Annotated in this window: 12 protein-coding genes; 5 read left to right on the top strand and 7 right to left on the bottom strand. The window is 70.2% G+C overall.

Annotated features, from left to right (window positions below):
• Window positions 1-38: 38 nt before the first annotated feature.
• The 7 genes from G6N48_RS16990 to G6N48_RS17020 form a co-directional block, all read right to left on the bottom strand.
• Window positions 39-1223 (bottom strand): oxygenase MpaB family protein, encoded by a 1185-nt coding sequence (locus tag G6N48_RS16990; RefSeq protein ID WP_085271673.1) that lies wholly within the window; start codon window positions 1221-1223, stop codon window positions 39-41.
• A 45-nt stretch (window positions 1224-1268) separates the two neighbouring features.
• On the bottom strand, window positions 1269-3881 hold the full coding sequence (locus G6N48_RS16995) for a LuxR C-terminal-related transcriptional regulator (RefSeq protein ID WP_085271672.1): 2613 nt from the start codon (window positions 3879-3881) through the stop codon (window positions 1269-1271).
• Window positions 3882-3954: 73 nt separating this feature from the next.
• A complete protein-coding gene (locus tag G6N48_RS17000) occupies window positions 3955-4353 on the bottom strand; it encodes a heat shock protein transcriptional repressor HspR (protein WP_085271671.1) in 399 nt (132 codons plus the stop codon).
• Window positions 4353-5531: a molecular chaperone DnaJ gene (gene dnaJ, locus G6N48_RS17005; RefSeq protein ID WP_085271670.1), complete on the bottom strand. Its 1179-nt coding sequence runs from the start codon at window positions 5529-5531 to the stop codon at window positions 4353-4355. Before dnaJ ends, G6N48_RS17000 begins: the two co-directional genes overlap by 1 nt.
• 53 nt (window positions 5532-5584) lie before the next feature.
• On the bottom strand, window positions 5585-6226 hold the full coding sequence (gene grpE, locus G6N48_RS17010; protein WP_085271669.1) for a nucleotide exchange factor GrpE: 642 nt from the start codon (window positions 6224-6226) through the stop codon (window positions 5585-5587).
• Window positions 6223-8082 carry a molecular chaperone DnaK gene (gene dnaK / locus G6N48_RS17015; RefSeq protein ID WP_085271668.1) on the bottom strand — a complete coding sequence of 620 codons (1860 nt, stop codon included), beginning with the start codon at window positions 8080-8082 and terminating at the stop codon, window positions 6223-6225. Before dnaK ends, grpE begins: the two co-directional genes overlap by 4 nt.
• A gap of 257 nt (window positions 8083-8339) precedes the next feature.
• Window positions 8340-9266 carry a LysR family transcriptional regulator gene (locus tag G6N48_RS17020; protein ID WP_085271667.1) on the bottom strand — a complete coding sequence of 309 codons (927 nt, stop codon included), beginning with the start codon at window positions 9264-9266 and terminating at the stop codon, window positions 8340-8342.
• Between the two features lie 106 nt (window positions 9267-9372).
• On the opposite strand from G6N48_RS17020, the gene G6N48_RS17025 reads away from it, so the two are divergent.
• From G6N48_RS17025 to G6N48_RS17045, 5 genes are all read left to right on the top strand, one after another.
• Window positions 9373-10863 (top strand): aldehyde dehydrogenase family protein, encoded by a 1491-nt coding sequence (locus G6N48_RS17025; protein ID WP_085271666.1) that lies wholly within the window; start codon window positions 9373-9375, stop codon window positions 10861-10863.
• Window positions 10864-10909: 46 nt separating this feature from the next.
• Window positions 10910-12367, top strand: a complete 1458-nt coding sequence (locus tag G6N48_RS17030) for an amino acid permease (protein ID WP_085271665.1) — start codon at window positions 10910-10912, stop codon at window positions 12365-12367.
• A gap of 104 nt (window positions 12368-12471) precedes the next feature.
• Window positions 12472-13065, top strand: coding sequence for a hypothetical protein (locus G6N48_RS17035; RefSeq protein WP_085271664.1), 594 nt, complete (start codon window positions 12472-12474; stop codon window positions 13063-13065).
• A gap of 24 nt (window positions 13066-13089) precedes the next feature.
• The gene (locus G6N48_RS17040; RefSeq protein ID WP_085271663.1) at window positions 13090-13650 is read left to right on the top strand and encodes a hypothetical protein; all 561 of its coding nucleotides are present in this window, start codon (window positions 13090-13092) and stop codon (window positions 13648-13650) included.
• Window positions 13651-13702: 52 nt separating this feature from the next.
• A complete protein-coding gene (locus tag G6N48_RS17045; protein ID WP_085271662.1) occupies window positions 13703-15358 on the top strand; it encodes an Hsp70 family protein in 1656 nt (551 codons plus the stop codon).
• Window positions 15359-15397: the final 39 nt, after the last annotated feature.

Genomic DNA, 15397 nt, shown 5'->3' on the forward strand with positions numbered 1-15397 from the left:
TCACGCGTAGTCGACTACTCGCCTCGGTCGGACCCAGCTCAGGCGAGCAGATCCCAGTTGCGGGCGAGGTTGTCGGGAATGTCGAACGGCGCCCGCTCGCCGCCCCGCTCCATCGTGAAGAGCGCGCCCAGCAGATCGCGCCCGATCGTCGGGGCCATGCGCGACATCAGGTGGTAGCGCAGCAGGTCGCGTTCGACGCGGCCCAGGGCATGCACCAACAACCAGTCGGCGGCGCGCGCGAGCGGGCCGGGGCGCTCGGCGAGCGTCGACTCCGGAACCCCCAACTGCTCGGCGGTCTCGTCGCCGATCAGGTGGCGGATCAGCGCCGGGATCGTGCCGTCCAACCGGCGCAGCGGTGTCAGTTCGTCCAGCAGCTCGAGCAGGGCCCGGGTGAGCTCCCGCCCTTCCGGTGACGCACTGAACTGCCGGCGCCGGATGGCGTCGACCAACGCGGCGGCGTCGGGCACGTCGCGCACCAGCAGCTCGTCGCGCACCCCGAGCAGGTGCCCGATGACGTTCCACAGGTGCAGGTAGGCGCGCATGTCCCGGGCGCCCACGCGCACACCGAGGCGACGCATCGGATCGGCGAAGACATACGAGAAGGCCAGCAACGTCCCCGCGAGGTCCTCCTGGTTGATCGGCGTCCCCCAGTCGGCGTGCCACATGCCGGGCGCCTGCTCGTTGCGGGCCTTGATCAGGTGGCGGACGGCCGCGTGCATCAGGCGCACGCGCTGAATGGTGCGCCGGCCCTTGCCGTTCTCGTCGAGGCCACCGGCATTGAGCGAATCGATGAGGAATTGACCGGTTTCCATCACCCGCCGGCGCGCGTCGGTGTCGAGCCGCGCGGTCAGGTACAGCACCTTCACGCCCTTGGCCGCCGCGTACGACGACGGCAGCGACGCGCAGAACAGGCAGGCCGCGACCTGCACGCCCCACGTCTCGAACAATCGCTGCCCGCGCGCGATCAGGGCCGGGTCGGCCCACTCGGGCAGGGGCAGGGTCTCGACGAGGTAGGCCCTGATCTCCGCGGGCAGCTCCTCGGGCACCGGCTGATCGACGCGGACCAGCGTCCGCATCAGCGCGTTGACCGCGTCAACTCCGCCCCCCTCAAGCACCGCAGCGACCGGCGCGTCGGCCAGCGGATCGCCCAACCCGCGCATGCGATCCAGCAGCGTGTCGGTCCACCTCGAGCCTGCGCTGACGCTGCACGTATCGCTCGCCATGCGAGCAGCGTGTCAGAGATTTGTCCCGCTGCCACGAGTAGTCGGCTACGCGCGCGGGCCCGCTCGCAGCATCTCGACGAGCTCCTCGCGCGACCCGGCGCCCAGGCGCTGGTAGGCGCGGTACACATGTCCTTCGACCGTGCGCACCGACGTGACGAGCCGCTCCGCGATCTCCTTGTGCGACAGGCCCGCGGCGACGAGCTCGATGATCTCGCGCTGACGGTCGGTCAGCGGCTGGCCGATCGGGTTGCGCAGCGCCGGTGTGCACAGGCCGCCGCATTCGGTGGCCAGCTCCTGCGCCACCGCCGCGGCGTACAGGCTGCGCTTGCGCTGCTGGTTGCGGCTGAAGGCCACGGCCGCCTGGGCGGCGACGTCGGCCGCCGCGGCGCGGTCGCCGATCGCCCGGTAGTCGGCCGACGCCTTCAGCAGCCCCTCCCCGTCGCCGGTCGCGAGCGAATCAGTATGCCGCGCAACGGCACACGCCAGCGGAAATGCCAGGATGTCGGCCAGCTCACGCGCGCGCGCCGCCCCCGACGCGTCGCCCCACTGCGCCGCCGCCTGCAGGCAGGCCACCTCGTGCGTCGGCTGCTCGCGCGTCCGCGCGTCCTCGCGGGCCGCGCGGACGATCGACGTGGCGTCGGCCAGTCGTCCGCCGGCCGCGAGTGCCCAGCCGCCGGCCAGCGCAAGACCGGTCTGCATGAACAGGTAGTCAGCCGGAACGTGTTGTCGCGCTTGCCTTATCGCCTCGTCCGCCGCGTCCGCCTCGCCCAGCTTCGCGTGCGCCTCGGCCAGCGCGAAGCAGCTCGCCGCCCGCAAGCCCGTTGTGACACTGTGCTTCTGCGCCCCGGCCTGGGCCTCGTGCAGCAGCGTCAGAGCGGCGCGCAGATCGCCGCGGACCAGCTCGGCCTGGCCGAGCAGGAACGCGAGATTGGCGTAGGCCAGGCCTGGCACGTCGCGGACCGACTCGGCCAGCTGCTGGGCCGCCCGCACGCATTCGTCGATGCGCCCGTTGAGCCGGCAGGCGCGGGCGTAGACCGCGCCGTACCAGAACCGCATGGGTGACGCCTGAAACGACGTGATCGCGCGGTCCATGGCCCGCCCCACCATCTCGGAGATGTCGGTGATCTTGCCGAGCGCACCCTGGGCGGTGGTCAGCGCGACGGACGCCAGCATCGCGTGGAAGTCGGGCAGCGTGGGAGAGCTCAGCGCCGCCCGCGCCTTGTCCGCCGCCGAGCCGCAACGAGCCATGACGGCGTCGACGCACGCTTCGACCGCGGCGCGCTCGGCGCGCTGCGCCTCCGATTCCGGCGTCGTCGCCAAGCCGTCGAGGATCGCGGCCGCGTCGCGGGGGCGGCCCAGGTTCCACACCAGGTTCGCCGCGCGCACGGTGGCCCAGTGATGTCCGTCGGGGTCGTCGACGCCGATGCCGGCGAGGATCGCCTCGGCCTTCTCGCCGTGCCCGCGCCCGGCCAGGCTGATCGCGCGCAGCCCCTCGGCCTCGCTGATCCCCGCCTCGGCCGCGGCGGCGGCGAATCGGTCGGACAGGTCGAGATCGAGCAGCGTCATCGCGAGCTGCGCCGCCCGCAGGTACAGCTGCGGGTCGGGCGGAAGGTCCGATTCCAGCGTCAACAGCGCCCGGCGCACGGTGGCCGACACGTCGGCGTCGGCGTGCCGGGCCAGGCGCTGCGCGAGCCGGCCGCGGATGCGCGACAGGTACATCTCGCTGGCGACGGCGCGGCGAAGCTCGCCGAACAGCGGATGGGCCAGCCGGGCCAGGAGCCGGGGGCCGGTGCGTTCCACGATGACCAGGCCCAGGCGCTCGGCCTCCTCGAGGTCCGCGCGGGCCACCAGGTCGCAGAGCACGTCGACCGCCAGCGGCTCGTACTGCGAGAGGGTGTCGACGACCGCCGCCACCTCGGGCTGCAGCCGGCTCAGCTGCCGGCCGACCATGTCGCCGAGGCTGTCGGAGACCGCGACGCGCTCGTCCCACATCCACACCCCGGCCACCTGCTTGATCGCCCCGGCCGCGATCTGGTCCTTCAGCAGCTGGCGCACGAACAGCGCGTTGCCGCCGGTCAGTTGCCAGAATCGCCGGGCGCTGCGGCTGTCCACGGCGCCACCGAGCGCACCCTCGATGATCCGGCGCACGTCAGGGGCCGAAAGGGGTTGCAGATCAAGGCGCGCGAGCAGCTCGTCCTTCCACAGGGCCGTGATGGCGTCGGCCTCGTCGCCGCCGGTGCGCACCGTGACCAGCAACCGGGTGCCGCGCGCCTGCGCCAGCTGGTGGATGACGTGGGCGGACAGCCCGTCCAGCAGGTGCGCGTCGTCGACGCCGATCAGCACCCGGCCGCGACGTTGCTGCTCGATGAAGGAGTTGATGACCCGCCGCACGCCGGAAATCGGGTCGGGCACCGCGTCGCAAATCGACGGGGTGAATGCGCCCAGCGGCAGTTGTCGCGCGGACTGCGTTCCCACGATCCAGTACGTCCGCTCACCGGACGCCTCCGCACGAGCCAGCACTTCGCGTGCGAGCCTGGTCTTGCCCACTCCCGCCGCCCCGGCGATGACGGCGCCCGACGAATTGCCGACTCCGCTGAGCGCTCGGCGAATTGCGGCTAATTCGCTGTCACGCCCTGTCAGCAAATCGGCGCCGATCACCGGCCGAATATAACGCCTATCGGCGAACAAACGGAACGACAATCTTTGCTGGGCGCCGGGAGAGCTTGGAAGATCAGCGCCGCGGCTTCCAGACCACCAGAGCGGTGCTCTTGGGCACCACTGCGATGTCGCGGCGCTGGCCGGCACGCAGTTGCGCGATTTCCTCGGTCATCTCCTTCACCCGCGACTGCAGCGCCTCGACCTGGTTGGTCAGCTCGATGATGCGCTTGATGCCGGCGAGGTTGACCCCCTCGTCCTGCGACAGCCGCTGCACCTCACGCAGCAGATCGACGTCGTGCTCCGAATAGCGCCGTCCCCCGCCGGAAGTGCGGCGCGGGCTGACCAGGCCGAGGCGGTCGTAGGTGCGCAGGGTCTGCGCGTGCATGCCCGCCAGCTCGGCGGCCACCGAGATCAGGAAGGTCCGCGCCTCATCCTTGCGGGAGTTGCGCGGGTTGCCGGAATTCACCGCCATCAGCGATTACCCGCCCATCCGGCGCGTGGGTTGAAACCACTGGCACGCTCGGCTTCCGCGTAGGCCTCGAGGGCCTCCATCGCGGCACCCTCCAGGTTGGGCGGCACCGCGACCTTCACGGTGACCAGCAGGTCACCGTTGCCGCCGCCGCGCTTGGGCACACCGCGCCCGCGCACCCGCAGGATGCGCCCGTCGGCGGTGCCCTTGGGCACCCGCACGCCGACCTTGCCGTCCAGCGTGGGCACCGAAAGGGTGGAGCCGAGGGCCAATTCGGTGAAGCTGACCGGAACGGTCACGGTGAGGTCGTCGCCGTCGCGGCCGAACACCTTGTCCGGACGCACGTGGACGGTCACATAGAGGTCACCCGACGGCGCGCCGCGCAGCCCGGCCTCGCCCTGACCGGGCAGCCGGATGCGCTGGCCGTCCTCGACGCCGGGCGGGATCCGCACGTTGATGGTGCGGGTGCGCGTCGTCACGCCGGTGCCCTTGCACTCGTCGCACGGGTGCTCGATGATCGAGCCGCTACCGCGGCAGTCGGTGCACGGCTCGGAGAAGCCGAACGCGCCCTGGTTGCGGTTGATCACGCCCGATCCGTTGCAGGTGGGACACACCTTGGGGCTGGTGCCCGGCCGCGCGCCGCTGCCGTGACAGTTGGTGCACGGCGCCGGGCTGGTGAGCCGCAGCGGCATCGCCACGCCCTTGGCCGCCTCGACGAAATCCAGCTCCGTTTCGGTCTCGAGGTCGTTGCCGCGGCGCGGCCGGCTGGGCCGCGCGCCCGCACCCCGCCCGAACAGGCCGCCGAACAGGTCGCCGATGTTCGCCCCGCCGCTGCGGCCGGCGGCGTCGAAAAGGTCGTTGAGGTTGAACTCCGCGCCGTCACCGCCGACGTTGAAGCCACCGAATCCCCCGCCGTCGAACCGGCGTCCGCCGAAACCGCCGCCCGCGAACAGGCGGCGGGTCTCGTCGTACTCCTTGCGCTTGGCCGGGTCCGACAACACGTTGTGCGCCTCGGAGACGGCCTTGAAGCGTTCGCCGGCGGCGGGATTGTCGGGATTGGCGTCAGGGTGCAGGTCGCGCGCCAGCTTGCGGTAGGCGCGCTTGATCTCTTCCGGGCTGGCGTCAGAGGAGACGCCCAGCTCCTTGTAGAAGTCCTTCTCGACCCACTCACGCTGGGCCATGTCGCGTCACCCCCTCTCACCTCTCTCGTGTTCTGCTGTGCTGATTGTGTGGTCTAGTCACCGGGTTCGCCGGGGTTATCGCCCGATTCGGCCGGCGCGGCGCGATCGCCCGCCACCGCGTCCGCCACGGTGTCATCCACCGTGTCGACGACCCCGACCAGCGCGTGCCGCAGGACCTGGTCGCCCAGTTTGTAGCCCTGCCGCATGACGGTGCCGATCACCGGGCGCGAGCCGTCGCCCTCGTGCTGGACCGCTTCGTGCAGCACCGGGTCGAAGTCCTCGCCCTCCTCGCCGAACGCCGTCAGTCCGAGCCCGGACAACGCGCTGTCCAGCTTGTCGGCCACCGACTTCAGCGGGCCCGAGTCCAGGTCGCCGTGCTTGCGCGCGCGGTCGAGATCGTCGAGCACGCCCAGCAATTGATTGACGACGGCCGCCTTGGCCCGGTCCGCCGCGGCCTGCTGGTCGCGCAGCGCGCGCTTGCGGTAGTTGGCGAAGTCGGCCTGCACCCGCTGCAGATCGGCGGTGAGCTCGGCGACTTTGGTGTCGGCCGGGCCTGCCTCCGATCCCGTGGGCGCGGCCGCTCCCGGCGCCCCTCCCGGCTGGGCGCCGGGAGGGGCCTGCCGCACTTCTCCGGTCTCCGGATCGATGCGCCGCTTGTCGGTGACCGTTACCTGTTCCGGGTGTCCTTCGCTCACTTGGACTCCCGGTCGTCGTCGACCACCTCCGCGTCGACAACGTCGTCGGCCGAGCCGGCCGAGCCGGACTCGGGGCCGCCGGCCTGGCCGCCCGCGGCCTGCGTGGCCTCGTAGATCGCCTGGCCGAGCGCCTGGGACTCCTGTCCCAGCTTCTCCATCGCCGACTTGATCGCGGAGATGTCGGTGCCTTCCAGCGCCGACTTGGCTTCCGCCACAGCCGCATCCACCTTGTTCAGGGTGTCCTCGGGGACCTTGGGTCCGCCTTCGGCGCCGCGCTGTTCGGTGACGAACTTCTCGGTTTGATAGACCAGCGTCTCGGCCTGGTTGCGGATGTCGGCCTCCTCGCGGCGCTGACGGTCCTCCTCGGCGTGGGCCTCGGCGTCCTTGATCATCCGGTCGATCTCCTCCTTGGACAGGCCGGAGCCCTCCTGGATCTTGATCGTGTTCTCCTTGCCGGTGCCCTTGTCCTTGGCCGTGACGTGCACGATGCCGTTGGCGTCGATGTCGAAGGTGACCTCGATCTGGGGCACGCCACGCGGGGCCGGCGGAATGCCGGTCAGCTCGAACGAACCGAGCAGCTTGTTGTGCGAGGCGATCTCGCGCTCACCCTGATAGACCTGGATCTGCACCGACGGCTGATTGTCGTCGGCCGTGGTGAAGGTCTCCGACCGCTTGGTCGGGATCGTGGTGTTGCGCTCGATGAGCTTGGTCATCACGCCGCCCTTGGTTTCGATACCCAGGCTCAGCGGCGTGACGTCAAGCAGCAGAACGTCTTTCACCTCACCCTTGAGGACGCCGGCCTGCAGCGCGGCGCCCACGGCCACCACCTCGTCGGGGTTGACGCCCTTGTTGGGCTCCTTGCCTCCGGTGAGCTCCTTGACCAGGTCGGTCACCGCGGGCATGCGGGTGGAACCACCCACCAGCACCACGTGGTCGATCTCGGAGACCGAGATGCCGGCGTCCTTGATCACCGACTGGAAGGGCTGACGGGTGCGGTCCAGCAGGTCTTGGGTGATCTTCTGGAACTCGGCACGGGTCAGCTGCTCGTCGAGGAACAGCGGGTTCTTGTCGGCGTCGACGGTGATGTAGGGGAGGTTGATCGAGGTGCTCTGGCTGGAGCTCAGCTCGATCTTGGCCTTCTCGGCGGCCTCACGCAGCCGCTGCATGGCCATCTTGTCCTTGGTCAGGTCGATGCCACTGGTGGCCTTGAATTTGTCGACCAGCCAGCTGACTACGCGGTCGTCCCAGTCGTCGCCACCGAGGTGGTTGTCACCGCTGGTCGCACGGACCTCGACCACGCCCTCGCCGATTTCGAGCAGCGAGACGTCGAACGTGCCGCCGCCCAGGTCGAAGACCAGGATGGTCTGTTCCTTCTCGCCCTTGTCCAGGCCGTAGGCCAGCGCCGCGGCGGTGGGCTCGTTGACGATGCGCAGCACGTTCAGGCCGGCGATCTGGCCGGCCTCCTTGGTCGCCTGGCGCTGGGCGTCGTTGAAGTAGGCGGGCACGGTGATGACCGCGTCGGTGATGTCCTCACCGAGGTAGGCCTCCGCGTCGCGCTTGAGCTTCATCAGAACCCGCGCACTGATCTCCTGCGCGGTGTATTTCTTACCGTCGATCTCGATGGACCAGTCGGTGCCCATGTGCCGCTTGACCGAACGGATGGTGCGGTCGACGTTGGTCACCGCCTGGTTCTTGGCGGGCTGACCGACCAGTACCTCGCCGTTGCGGGCGAAGGCGACGATGGACGGAGTCGTCCTCGAGCCCTCGGAGTTGGCGACCACGACCGGGTCGCCGCCTTCGAGAACTGCGACGACGGAGTTGGTGGTCCCGAGGTCGATACCGACCGCACGAGCCATAGTGATTCCTCCTGAGTAGTAGAGCTTTCTGTCGTGGCACTATGCTGAGTGAACCCCGCTCAAGACTGCCTCCGCCTCCGTGGCGGTGTCAAACCAAGCTTGAGTGTGGTTCGCTCAACTTATCGATCATGCCAACGGTGGGCACCGCCGTCTTGTTCCCGGCGCGCGCCGAGCCTGCCGGAGTTGCCGGCGCCGAACGTTCCCGGTGCGCGAGACGGCCGTCGCGCTTTGCCGATCAGGTGCCGATCGTGTACCGATCAGCTGCCGATCGCCCGGTGATCAGACGCCGACCGGACGGTGATCATCTCCTCCATCAGCGCCAACAGCGCACGCGCCGCGGCGCTCGGCGGCCGCATCGCCGAGGTGGCGACGTAGAGCCGCCACTGCATGTCGTGGTCGGCGATCTTGACCGTCGCGAGGCCGGAGTCGTCGATCTCGTCGAGGATCGACCAGCTCAGGAATCCGATACCCAGGCCGTTGCGGATGTAGGTCGCCGCCGTGCCCAGGTCGGCGACCTCGAGCGCGACGGTCCGGTCCACACAGGCGGCGGTGAACGCGTTGTCCACCACCGTCCTGGTGCCGTAGCCGGGCGGGCTGTCCACGAACGACATTCCGGCCAGCTCGGCCAGCGGCACCGAGTCCCGTTGCGCCAGGGGGTGGTCGGCGGGAACGACCAGGAGCAGGGGCACGGCGGCGACCAGCCGTGCGTGCAGGTCGGCCGGCGCCGGGCCGGTGAAGACCAGGAAAGCGACGTCGAGGTCGCCGTCACGCAGCTGCCGGGCCAGGCCGGCCGACCCGGCTGCGGCGGCCCGCAGGTGCACAACCACCTGCGGGTGCCGGGCGTGCAGCTCGGACAACAGCGTGGGCAGATCGATGACGCCTATCGAGGTGAGCGTCCCCAGCGTGACCGTCCCGCAGACCGACCCACAGGTGGCGTTGACGGCATCCTTGGCGGCGCGCGCCGCGTCGATGGTTTCTCGGGCGCGGGGCCGCAGCACCTCGCCGGCCGGGGTCAGCGTCACACCCGCCGGGCCCCGGGCGAACAGCTCGGCGCCGAGCTCACGTTCGAGGGCCTTGATGGTGGCCGACACCCCGGACTGGACGACGTGGAGCCTCTTGGCGGCCTCGGTGAAGCTGCGGTTGTCGGCGACGGCCAGGAAATACTCCAGGTGGCGAAGCTCCATGCTGCCATTATTACGATTTCCGATAAGACCTATCAAAACATGTCATTGGCGCTGATCGCCTCGCCGCAAATATCGTACGCATGTCAAACGATTTGGACGGTGCCCCTTGACTCAGCAAGCCCCTCCCCTGACGAGCATCAGGACCCGGTGGTCCTCGCCGTCCACCGACGACCAGTTCGTCGTCGAGAACCCCGCAACCGGTCAGACGGTGACCGTTGTCCAGGGCGCCGGGCCCGAAGAGGTGGACCAGGCCGTACGCGCCGCCCACGCCGCGCACCTGCACTGGAAGCGGCGCCCGGCGCGGGAGCGTGGCCGGCACCTGCGCCGGATCGCCGAGGTGATCCGCGCCAACGCCGACGAGATCGCCGGGCTCGAGTCGCTGGAGATGGGCAAGCCCGTCAGCCAGGCGCGCAATTTCGACGTCGAGGCGGCGATCTCGATCTTCGAGTACTTCGCCAGCATGGTCGAGGTGCTGCCCAGCCAGGCCCGCGACTACGGCCCGGTCGTGGACATGACGATGCTGGAACCGTACGGCGTGATCGCCGGCATCGTGCCGTTCAACTGGCCCCCCATCCACACCGCCGGGAAGGTCGCCCCGGCGCTGGCCGTCGGCAACGCCGTGGTCCTCAAGCCGCCGGAACAGGCCCCCTCGGTGGTGCTGCGGATGGTCGAATTGATGCAGTCGGTCCTGCCGGACCGCGTGGTGCACGCCGTGGCGGGCCGGGGCCAGGTGGGCGCCGCACTCGCCGGGCACCGGCTGGTGGGCAAGGTGTCCTTCACCGGATCGCCGCGAACGGGGGCGTCGGTGCTGCGGACCGCCGCGGGCAACCTCACCCCGACCCTCATGGAACTGGGCGGCAAGAACCCGTTGCTTGTCTTCGACGACGCGGATCTGCACGCCGCCCTGCTGGCCGCCGTCGACGGCGGATTCTTCAACCAGGGCGAAGCCTGCACGGCCGCGTCCCGAATCCTGGTGCAGGAGAACATCTACGCCGAGTTCGAAGAGAAGCTCTGCGCCGCGGTGAGCCGGCTGAAGGTGGGCGACGGATTCGACGCCAACACCGACGTCGGGCCGTTGGTCACCCGCGACCAGCAGCGGCGGGTCCTCGACTACCTGCAGATCGCGGTCGACGAGGGCGCCCGCATCGCCGCCCAGGCGCCGCTGCCCGGCGATCCGCGGCTGGCGGACGGGTTCTACGTCGCGCCCACCGTGCTCGCCGACGTCAGCCCACGCATGCGGGTGGCCCGCGAAGAGATCTTCGGCCCGGTGGTCTCCCTGATCCCGTTCAAGGACGAGGAAGAGGCCGTGCGCATTGCCAACGGCACCCCGTTCGGACTGGTCGCGTCGGTGTTCACCGCCGACGGCGACCGAGCGCTGCGGGTGAGCCGGCAGATCCGCGCCGGGGGCGTGTTCGTCAACAACTATCAGCGCATCGCCATCGGCACCGGCTTCGGAGGGGTGGGCCACAGCGGCTTCGGGCGCGAGCACGCCCAGGAGACGCTGGCGGAGTACGGCTACACCAAGACGATCCGGCTGGCCGCCAACCGCGACGAGCTGTCTTATTGGAGCGCAGCGGCCCGGGTGCTCGACGCCTGAGCGTGGGTTACCCTGAGCCTTCCAGGGGCCACGCCGCAGGAGCTTGATGCAACCCGTAGATGACGCCGCCGAGCGGCTGACCCGCGAAGACACGGGCTATCACAAGGCCCTCAAGAACCGCCAGCTGCAGATGATCGGCCTCGGCGGCGCCATCGGAACCGGGCTGTTCCTCGGCGCCGGGGGAAGGCTCGCGTCGGCGGGGCCCGGGCTGTTTCTGGTGTACGGCGTCTGCGGCGTCTTCGTCTTCCTGATCCTGCGCGCGCTGGGCGAGCTGGTGCTGCACCGTCCCTCCTCGGGTTCCTTCGTTTCCTATGCACGCGAATTCTTCGGAGAGAAGGTGGCATTCGCGGCCGGCTGGATGTACTGCCTGAACTGGGCGATGACGGGGATCGTGGACACCACCGCGATCGCGCACTACTGCCACTACTGGAAGACGTTCGACCCGGTGCCGCAGTGGACCCTCGCGCTGGTCGCGCTGCTGGTGGTGCTGTCGATGAACCTGATCTCGGTCAAGCTCTTCGGCGAACTGGAGTTCTGGGCCTCGCTGGTCAAGGTGCTGGCGCTGATCACGTTCCTGGTCGTCGGCACGGTGTTCCTGGTCGGCCGCTTCAAGGTGGACGGCCGCGACACCGGGCCGTCGTTGTGGGCCGACCACGGCGGTCTGCTGCCCGCCGGCCTGGTGCCGCTGGTGCTCGTCACCTCGGGGGTGGTATTCGCTTACGCCGCAGTGGAATTGGTTGGCATTGCGGCCGGGGAGACGGTGAACCCGGAGAAGATCATGCCGCGCGCGATCAACTCGGTGGTCTTTCGCATCGCGGTCTTCTACATCGGCTCGACGGTGCTGCTGGCCCTGCTGCTGCCGCACACCGCCTACCAGAACCACGTGAGCCCGTTCGTGACGTTCTTCTCCAAGGCGGGTTTCAGCGGCGCGGGCAACATCATGAACCTGGTGGTCCTCACCGCCGCGCTGTCCAGCCTGAACGCCGGGCTGTACAGCACCGGGCGCATCCTGCGGTCGATGGCGATCAACGGCAGCGGCCCGAAGTTCACCGCGCCCATGTCCAAGAACGGCGTGCCGTACGGCGGAATCCTGTTGACCAGCGCCGTCGGCCTGCTGGGCATCGTGCTCAACGCGGTCAAGCCGAGCCAGGCGTTCGAGATCGTGCTGCACCTCGCCGCCGTCGGTGTGGTGGTGGCCTGGGGCACGATCGTGGCGTGCCAGCTGCGCCTCTACCGGCTCTCCCGCCGCGGTGCCTTGCAGCGGCCCGACTTCCGGATGCCGCTGGCCCCCTACAGCGGCTACGTCACGCTGGCCTTCCTGGCCGGCGTCCTGATCCTGATGCTGCTGGACAAGGTGCAGGGCCCCTGGCTGCTCGGCGCGATCGTGCTCGGGGTCCCCGCGCTCATCGGCGGCTGGTTCTTGGTCCGCCACCGCGTCCAGGCCATCGCCGAAGACAGTGCCGCCTCGGCCTCTCCGCGCACGGATCCCCCGCTCGCGGCCTGAACTCGCCTCGGTCACGGTGGGGTAAACGTGGGCGCGTCACTGCGGTCGCTTTACCCGCCCGCTGCGTAGTCTGAGGCGCGAAATTCGAGATTTCGGGAGTTCAGGTGCGGTTGTCGCAGAAGGCGCGGTGGGGCATGGCCGGTGGGTCGTTGCTGCTGTCGCCCGTGCTGGTGAGCGCCATGCCGGTGTCCGGCTGCAGCTCCAGCATCGAGGGCAGGCCGGTCGCGTCGCCGGGGGCAGGAGGGCCCACCGAGCCCACGTTTCCCACGCCGCGCCCGTCGTCGTCGCCGCCGCCGACCAGCAGTCCCGCGCCCGGTTCGTCGATCGCGCCGACCAGCCCCACCACCCCGGGGGCCGCGATCCCGCTACCGCCGGACCAGAACGGCTACGTCTTCATCGAGACCAAGTCCGGCATGACCCGCTGCCAGATCAACAACGACAGCGTCGGCTGCGAGGCTCCGTTCACCAACTCGCCGATGCAAGACGGTGAGCACGCCAACGGCGTGAGCGTCACCGCGGGCGGCACCGTCCAATGGGTGCTGGGCAACCTGGGCTCCATCCCGACCGTCACCATCGACTACAAGACCTACGAGGCCCAGGGCTGGACCATCAACGCCACGCCCGACGGCACGCGTTTCACCAACGACCACACCAAGCACGGCATGTTCGTCAGCATCGAGAAGGTCGACACGTTCTGAGCGCCTGTCAGTACCATCGGTGCCGTGGCACGCAACGGCCCACCGGGGGACGATTTTCACGATCAGCCGACCCAGCATGCCAATTTCGGCGCCGGCGCAGTTCCGCCCGCCGTCGAGGCCCCGCCGCCCTCCACCGGGCCGCCGGCGCCCGGTCAGTTCCCGCAGACCGACTCGTTCGGCCCGCTGGACGACCTCGACCCGGACGCCGAGCCCAAGCCCTGGTACCGCAGGCCCGCGATGCTCATCGCCTGGCTTGTCGTCGTCGTGATCCTGATCGGCCTGATCATCTTCGGCATCGTCGAACTGCTCCAGGGCCAGCAGGGCACCAGCAAGACCCCGACGACCAGCACGACAAGCACAACCTCCCCGACCACCACGACGACCCCGTCCACCACGACCACCACACCACCGCCGTCCAGCAGCGCGGTCGCCCCGCCGCCGGAACAGCCGACCTACCAGCCGACCCGCCAGCCCACCCAGCAGCAGCCACCGCCGACGCATCACCTGCCGCATTTGCACCTGCCCTCGGTGATCACCATCCCGGAGGTGCCGACGGTGATCACGGTGCCGCCCGGCCTGCGCTGACGCGCACCTACACTCGCGGAGATCCACGACAACTGACACAGGGGTGCGCGATATGAGCGAGTCGCTCGGGCTGTCGGTCGGCGCGGCCAATCTGGTCGCGGTGCGCGCGGGTCACGCCCCGTTGCGCCGCAGTTCGGTGCTGACGCTGTTCGAGCACCGGCCCACCGAAGTCGGCCTGCCCGAAGAGAATCCGAACCTGACCGAATCCGGACTGGTGCTGCGGGGCTTCGTCGAAAGGGTCGGCGACCCGTCGCCGTTGGTGGCCGCCGACGGGACGAAGTACCTGGGCGAGGTGCTGACCGTCGAGGCCATCGAGGCCATGGCGCGCGCGGTCGGCTACGGCACACCGGTCACCATCGCCGTCCCCTCGTACTGGTCACAGGCCCAGTTCAGCGCGCTGCGCGAGGAATTCTTCGCCCAGCCGGACCTCGAACGCGACGGCGTGCCGCCGACGCTGGTCTCCGACGCCACCGCCGCGCTGGCCGGACTGCGCACCCAACCCGGCTTCCCCACCGACGGTGCCGTCGCGGTGTGCGATTTCGGCGCCGGCGGCACCAGCGTCACGCTGATGGGCGCCCGGCCGGGGTCCGGGCCCACCGGCTCGACGCTGCGGCACACCGAATTCTCCGGCGACGCCATCGATCAGCTCGTCGCGGAGCACGTGCGCGCACCGGCCGCGGACGCGACCGTCGCCGACCTGGGGGCCACCACGCGAATCGGCTCACAGACCCGGTTGCTGGGCGAATGCCGGCGCGCGAAGGAACGACTCTCGACGGCGGCGACAGCCACGGTCACGCCGGGTTCGGGTGAACCTGTTGTGTTGTCGCGCAACGACTTCGAGCAGCTCATCGCCGAGCCACTGGAGCACCTGCTGCGAGCGATCGATGAAGCGTTGCAGCGCAACGGAATTGGGCCAGGCGGCCTGGCCGCCGTGGCGGCCGTCGGCGGCGGCGCCGCCATCCCGTTGGTCGGCGCCCGCCTGTCGCAGCGCTTCGGGGTGCCCCTGCTCACCGCGGCGCAGCCCGGGTCGGCTGCCGCCGTCGGGGCGGCGCTCCTCGGCCAGCAGCAGGCCTCCGCGGGTGTCCCGACAAGTGCCGCCGCCGCGGTGCAGACGCCGACCGAACTGGTTCCCACCGCGCGGGCCGCGGACGCCGACCCGGCGCTGGCGTGGTCGCAGGATGCCGACGACGCCGACGACGAGCTGGTGCCCTACACGGGGCGCGACGCCACCGGCGAGTATGCGCGCGAGGCAACGGAATATGACGACGACCGCGATGCGCCGCCCGCTGCCGGCGGCGGGCTGCCCTGGTACAAGCGCACGGCGCTGGTCGTGAGCGTGGCCGCGGCGGGCGCGGCGGTGCTGGTGGCCGTGCTGCTGGGCATCAATCTGGCCGACTCGGGTTCCAACCCGGGCAACCCCCCGGCCACTGAACCGGCACCGCCGCCGACGTCGCAGACCGTGACCGTCACCGGGCCGGGCGACAGCACCACGGTGACGGTCCTCCCGCCGCCGCCCACCACCCAACCGCCGGCCACGACCACCGCGGCGCCGCCACAGACCACCACGACGACGACCGCCACAACCACCGCGGCCCCGACCACGACCACCCAGCCCAGCACCACCACTGAGGCCACCACCACCGCCGCTCCGCCGGCACCCACGCGGGACAGACCGTTTCCGCGTTTCGAACCGCCGTTCCGGCGTTAGCGGAGCGGGGCGCGGGTATGCCTGCGCCACCGGTGCCCG

Origin of the sequence: Mycobacterium parmense, assembly GCF_010730575.1 — a bacterium.
GTDB classification, from domain to species: domain Bacteria; phylum Actinomycetota; class Actinomycetes; order Mycobacteriales; family Mycobacteriaceae; genus Mycobacterium; species Mycobacterium parmense.

Coding starts and splice junctions, on each gene's coding strand:
- dnaK (WP_085271668.1), bottom strand. CDS start 8,082: ATGGCTCGTGCGGTCGGTATCGACCTCGGGACCACCAACTCCGTCGTC.
- G6N48_RS17000 (WP_085271671.1), bottom strand. CDS start 4,353: ATGGCGGTGAATTCCGGCAACCCGCGCAACTCCCGCAAGGATGAGGCG.
- dnaJ (WP_085271670.1), bottom strand. CDS start 5,531: ATGGCCCAGCGTGAGTGGGTCGAGAAGGACTTCTACAAGGAGCTGGGC.
- G6N48_RS17045 (WP_085271662.1), top strand. CDS start 13,703: ATGAGCGAGTCGCTCGGGCTGTCGGTCGGCGCGGCCAATCTGGTCGCG.
- G6N48_RS17030 (WP_085271665.1), top strand. CDS start 10,910: ATGCAACCCGTAGATGACGCCGCCGAGCGGCTGACCCGCGAAGACACG.
- G6N48_RS17020 (WP_085271667.1), bottom strand. CDS start 9,266: ATGGAGCTTCGCCACCTGGAGTATTTCCTGGCCGTCGCCGACAACCGC.
- G6N48_RS16990 (WP_085271673.1), bottom strand. CDS start 1,223: ATGGCGAGCGATACGTGCAGCGTCAGCGCAGGCTCGAGGTGGACCGAC.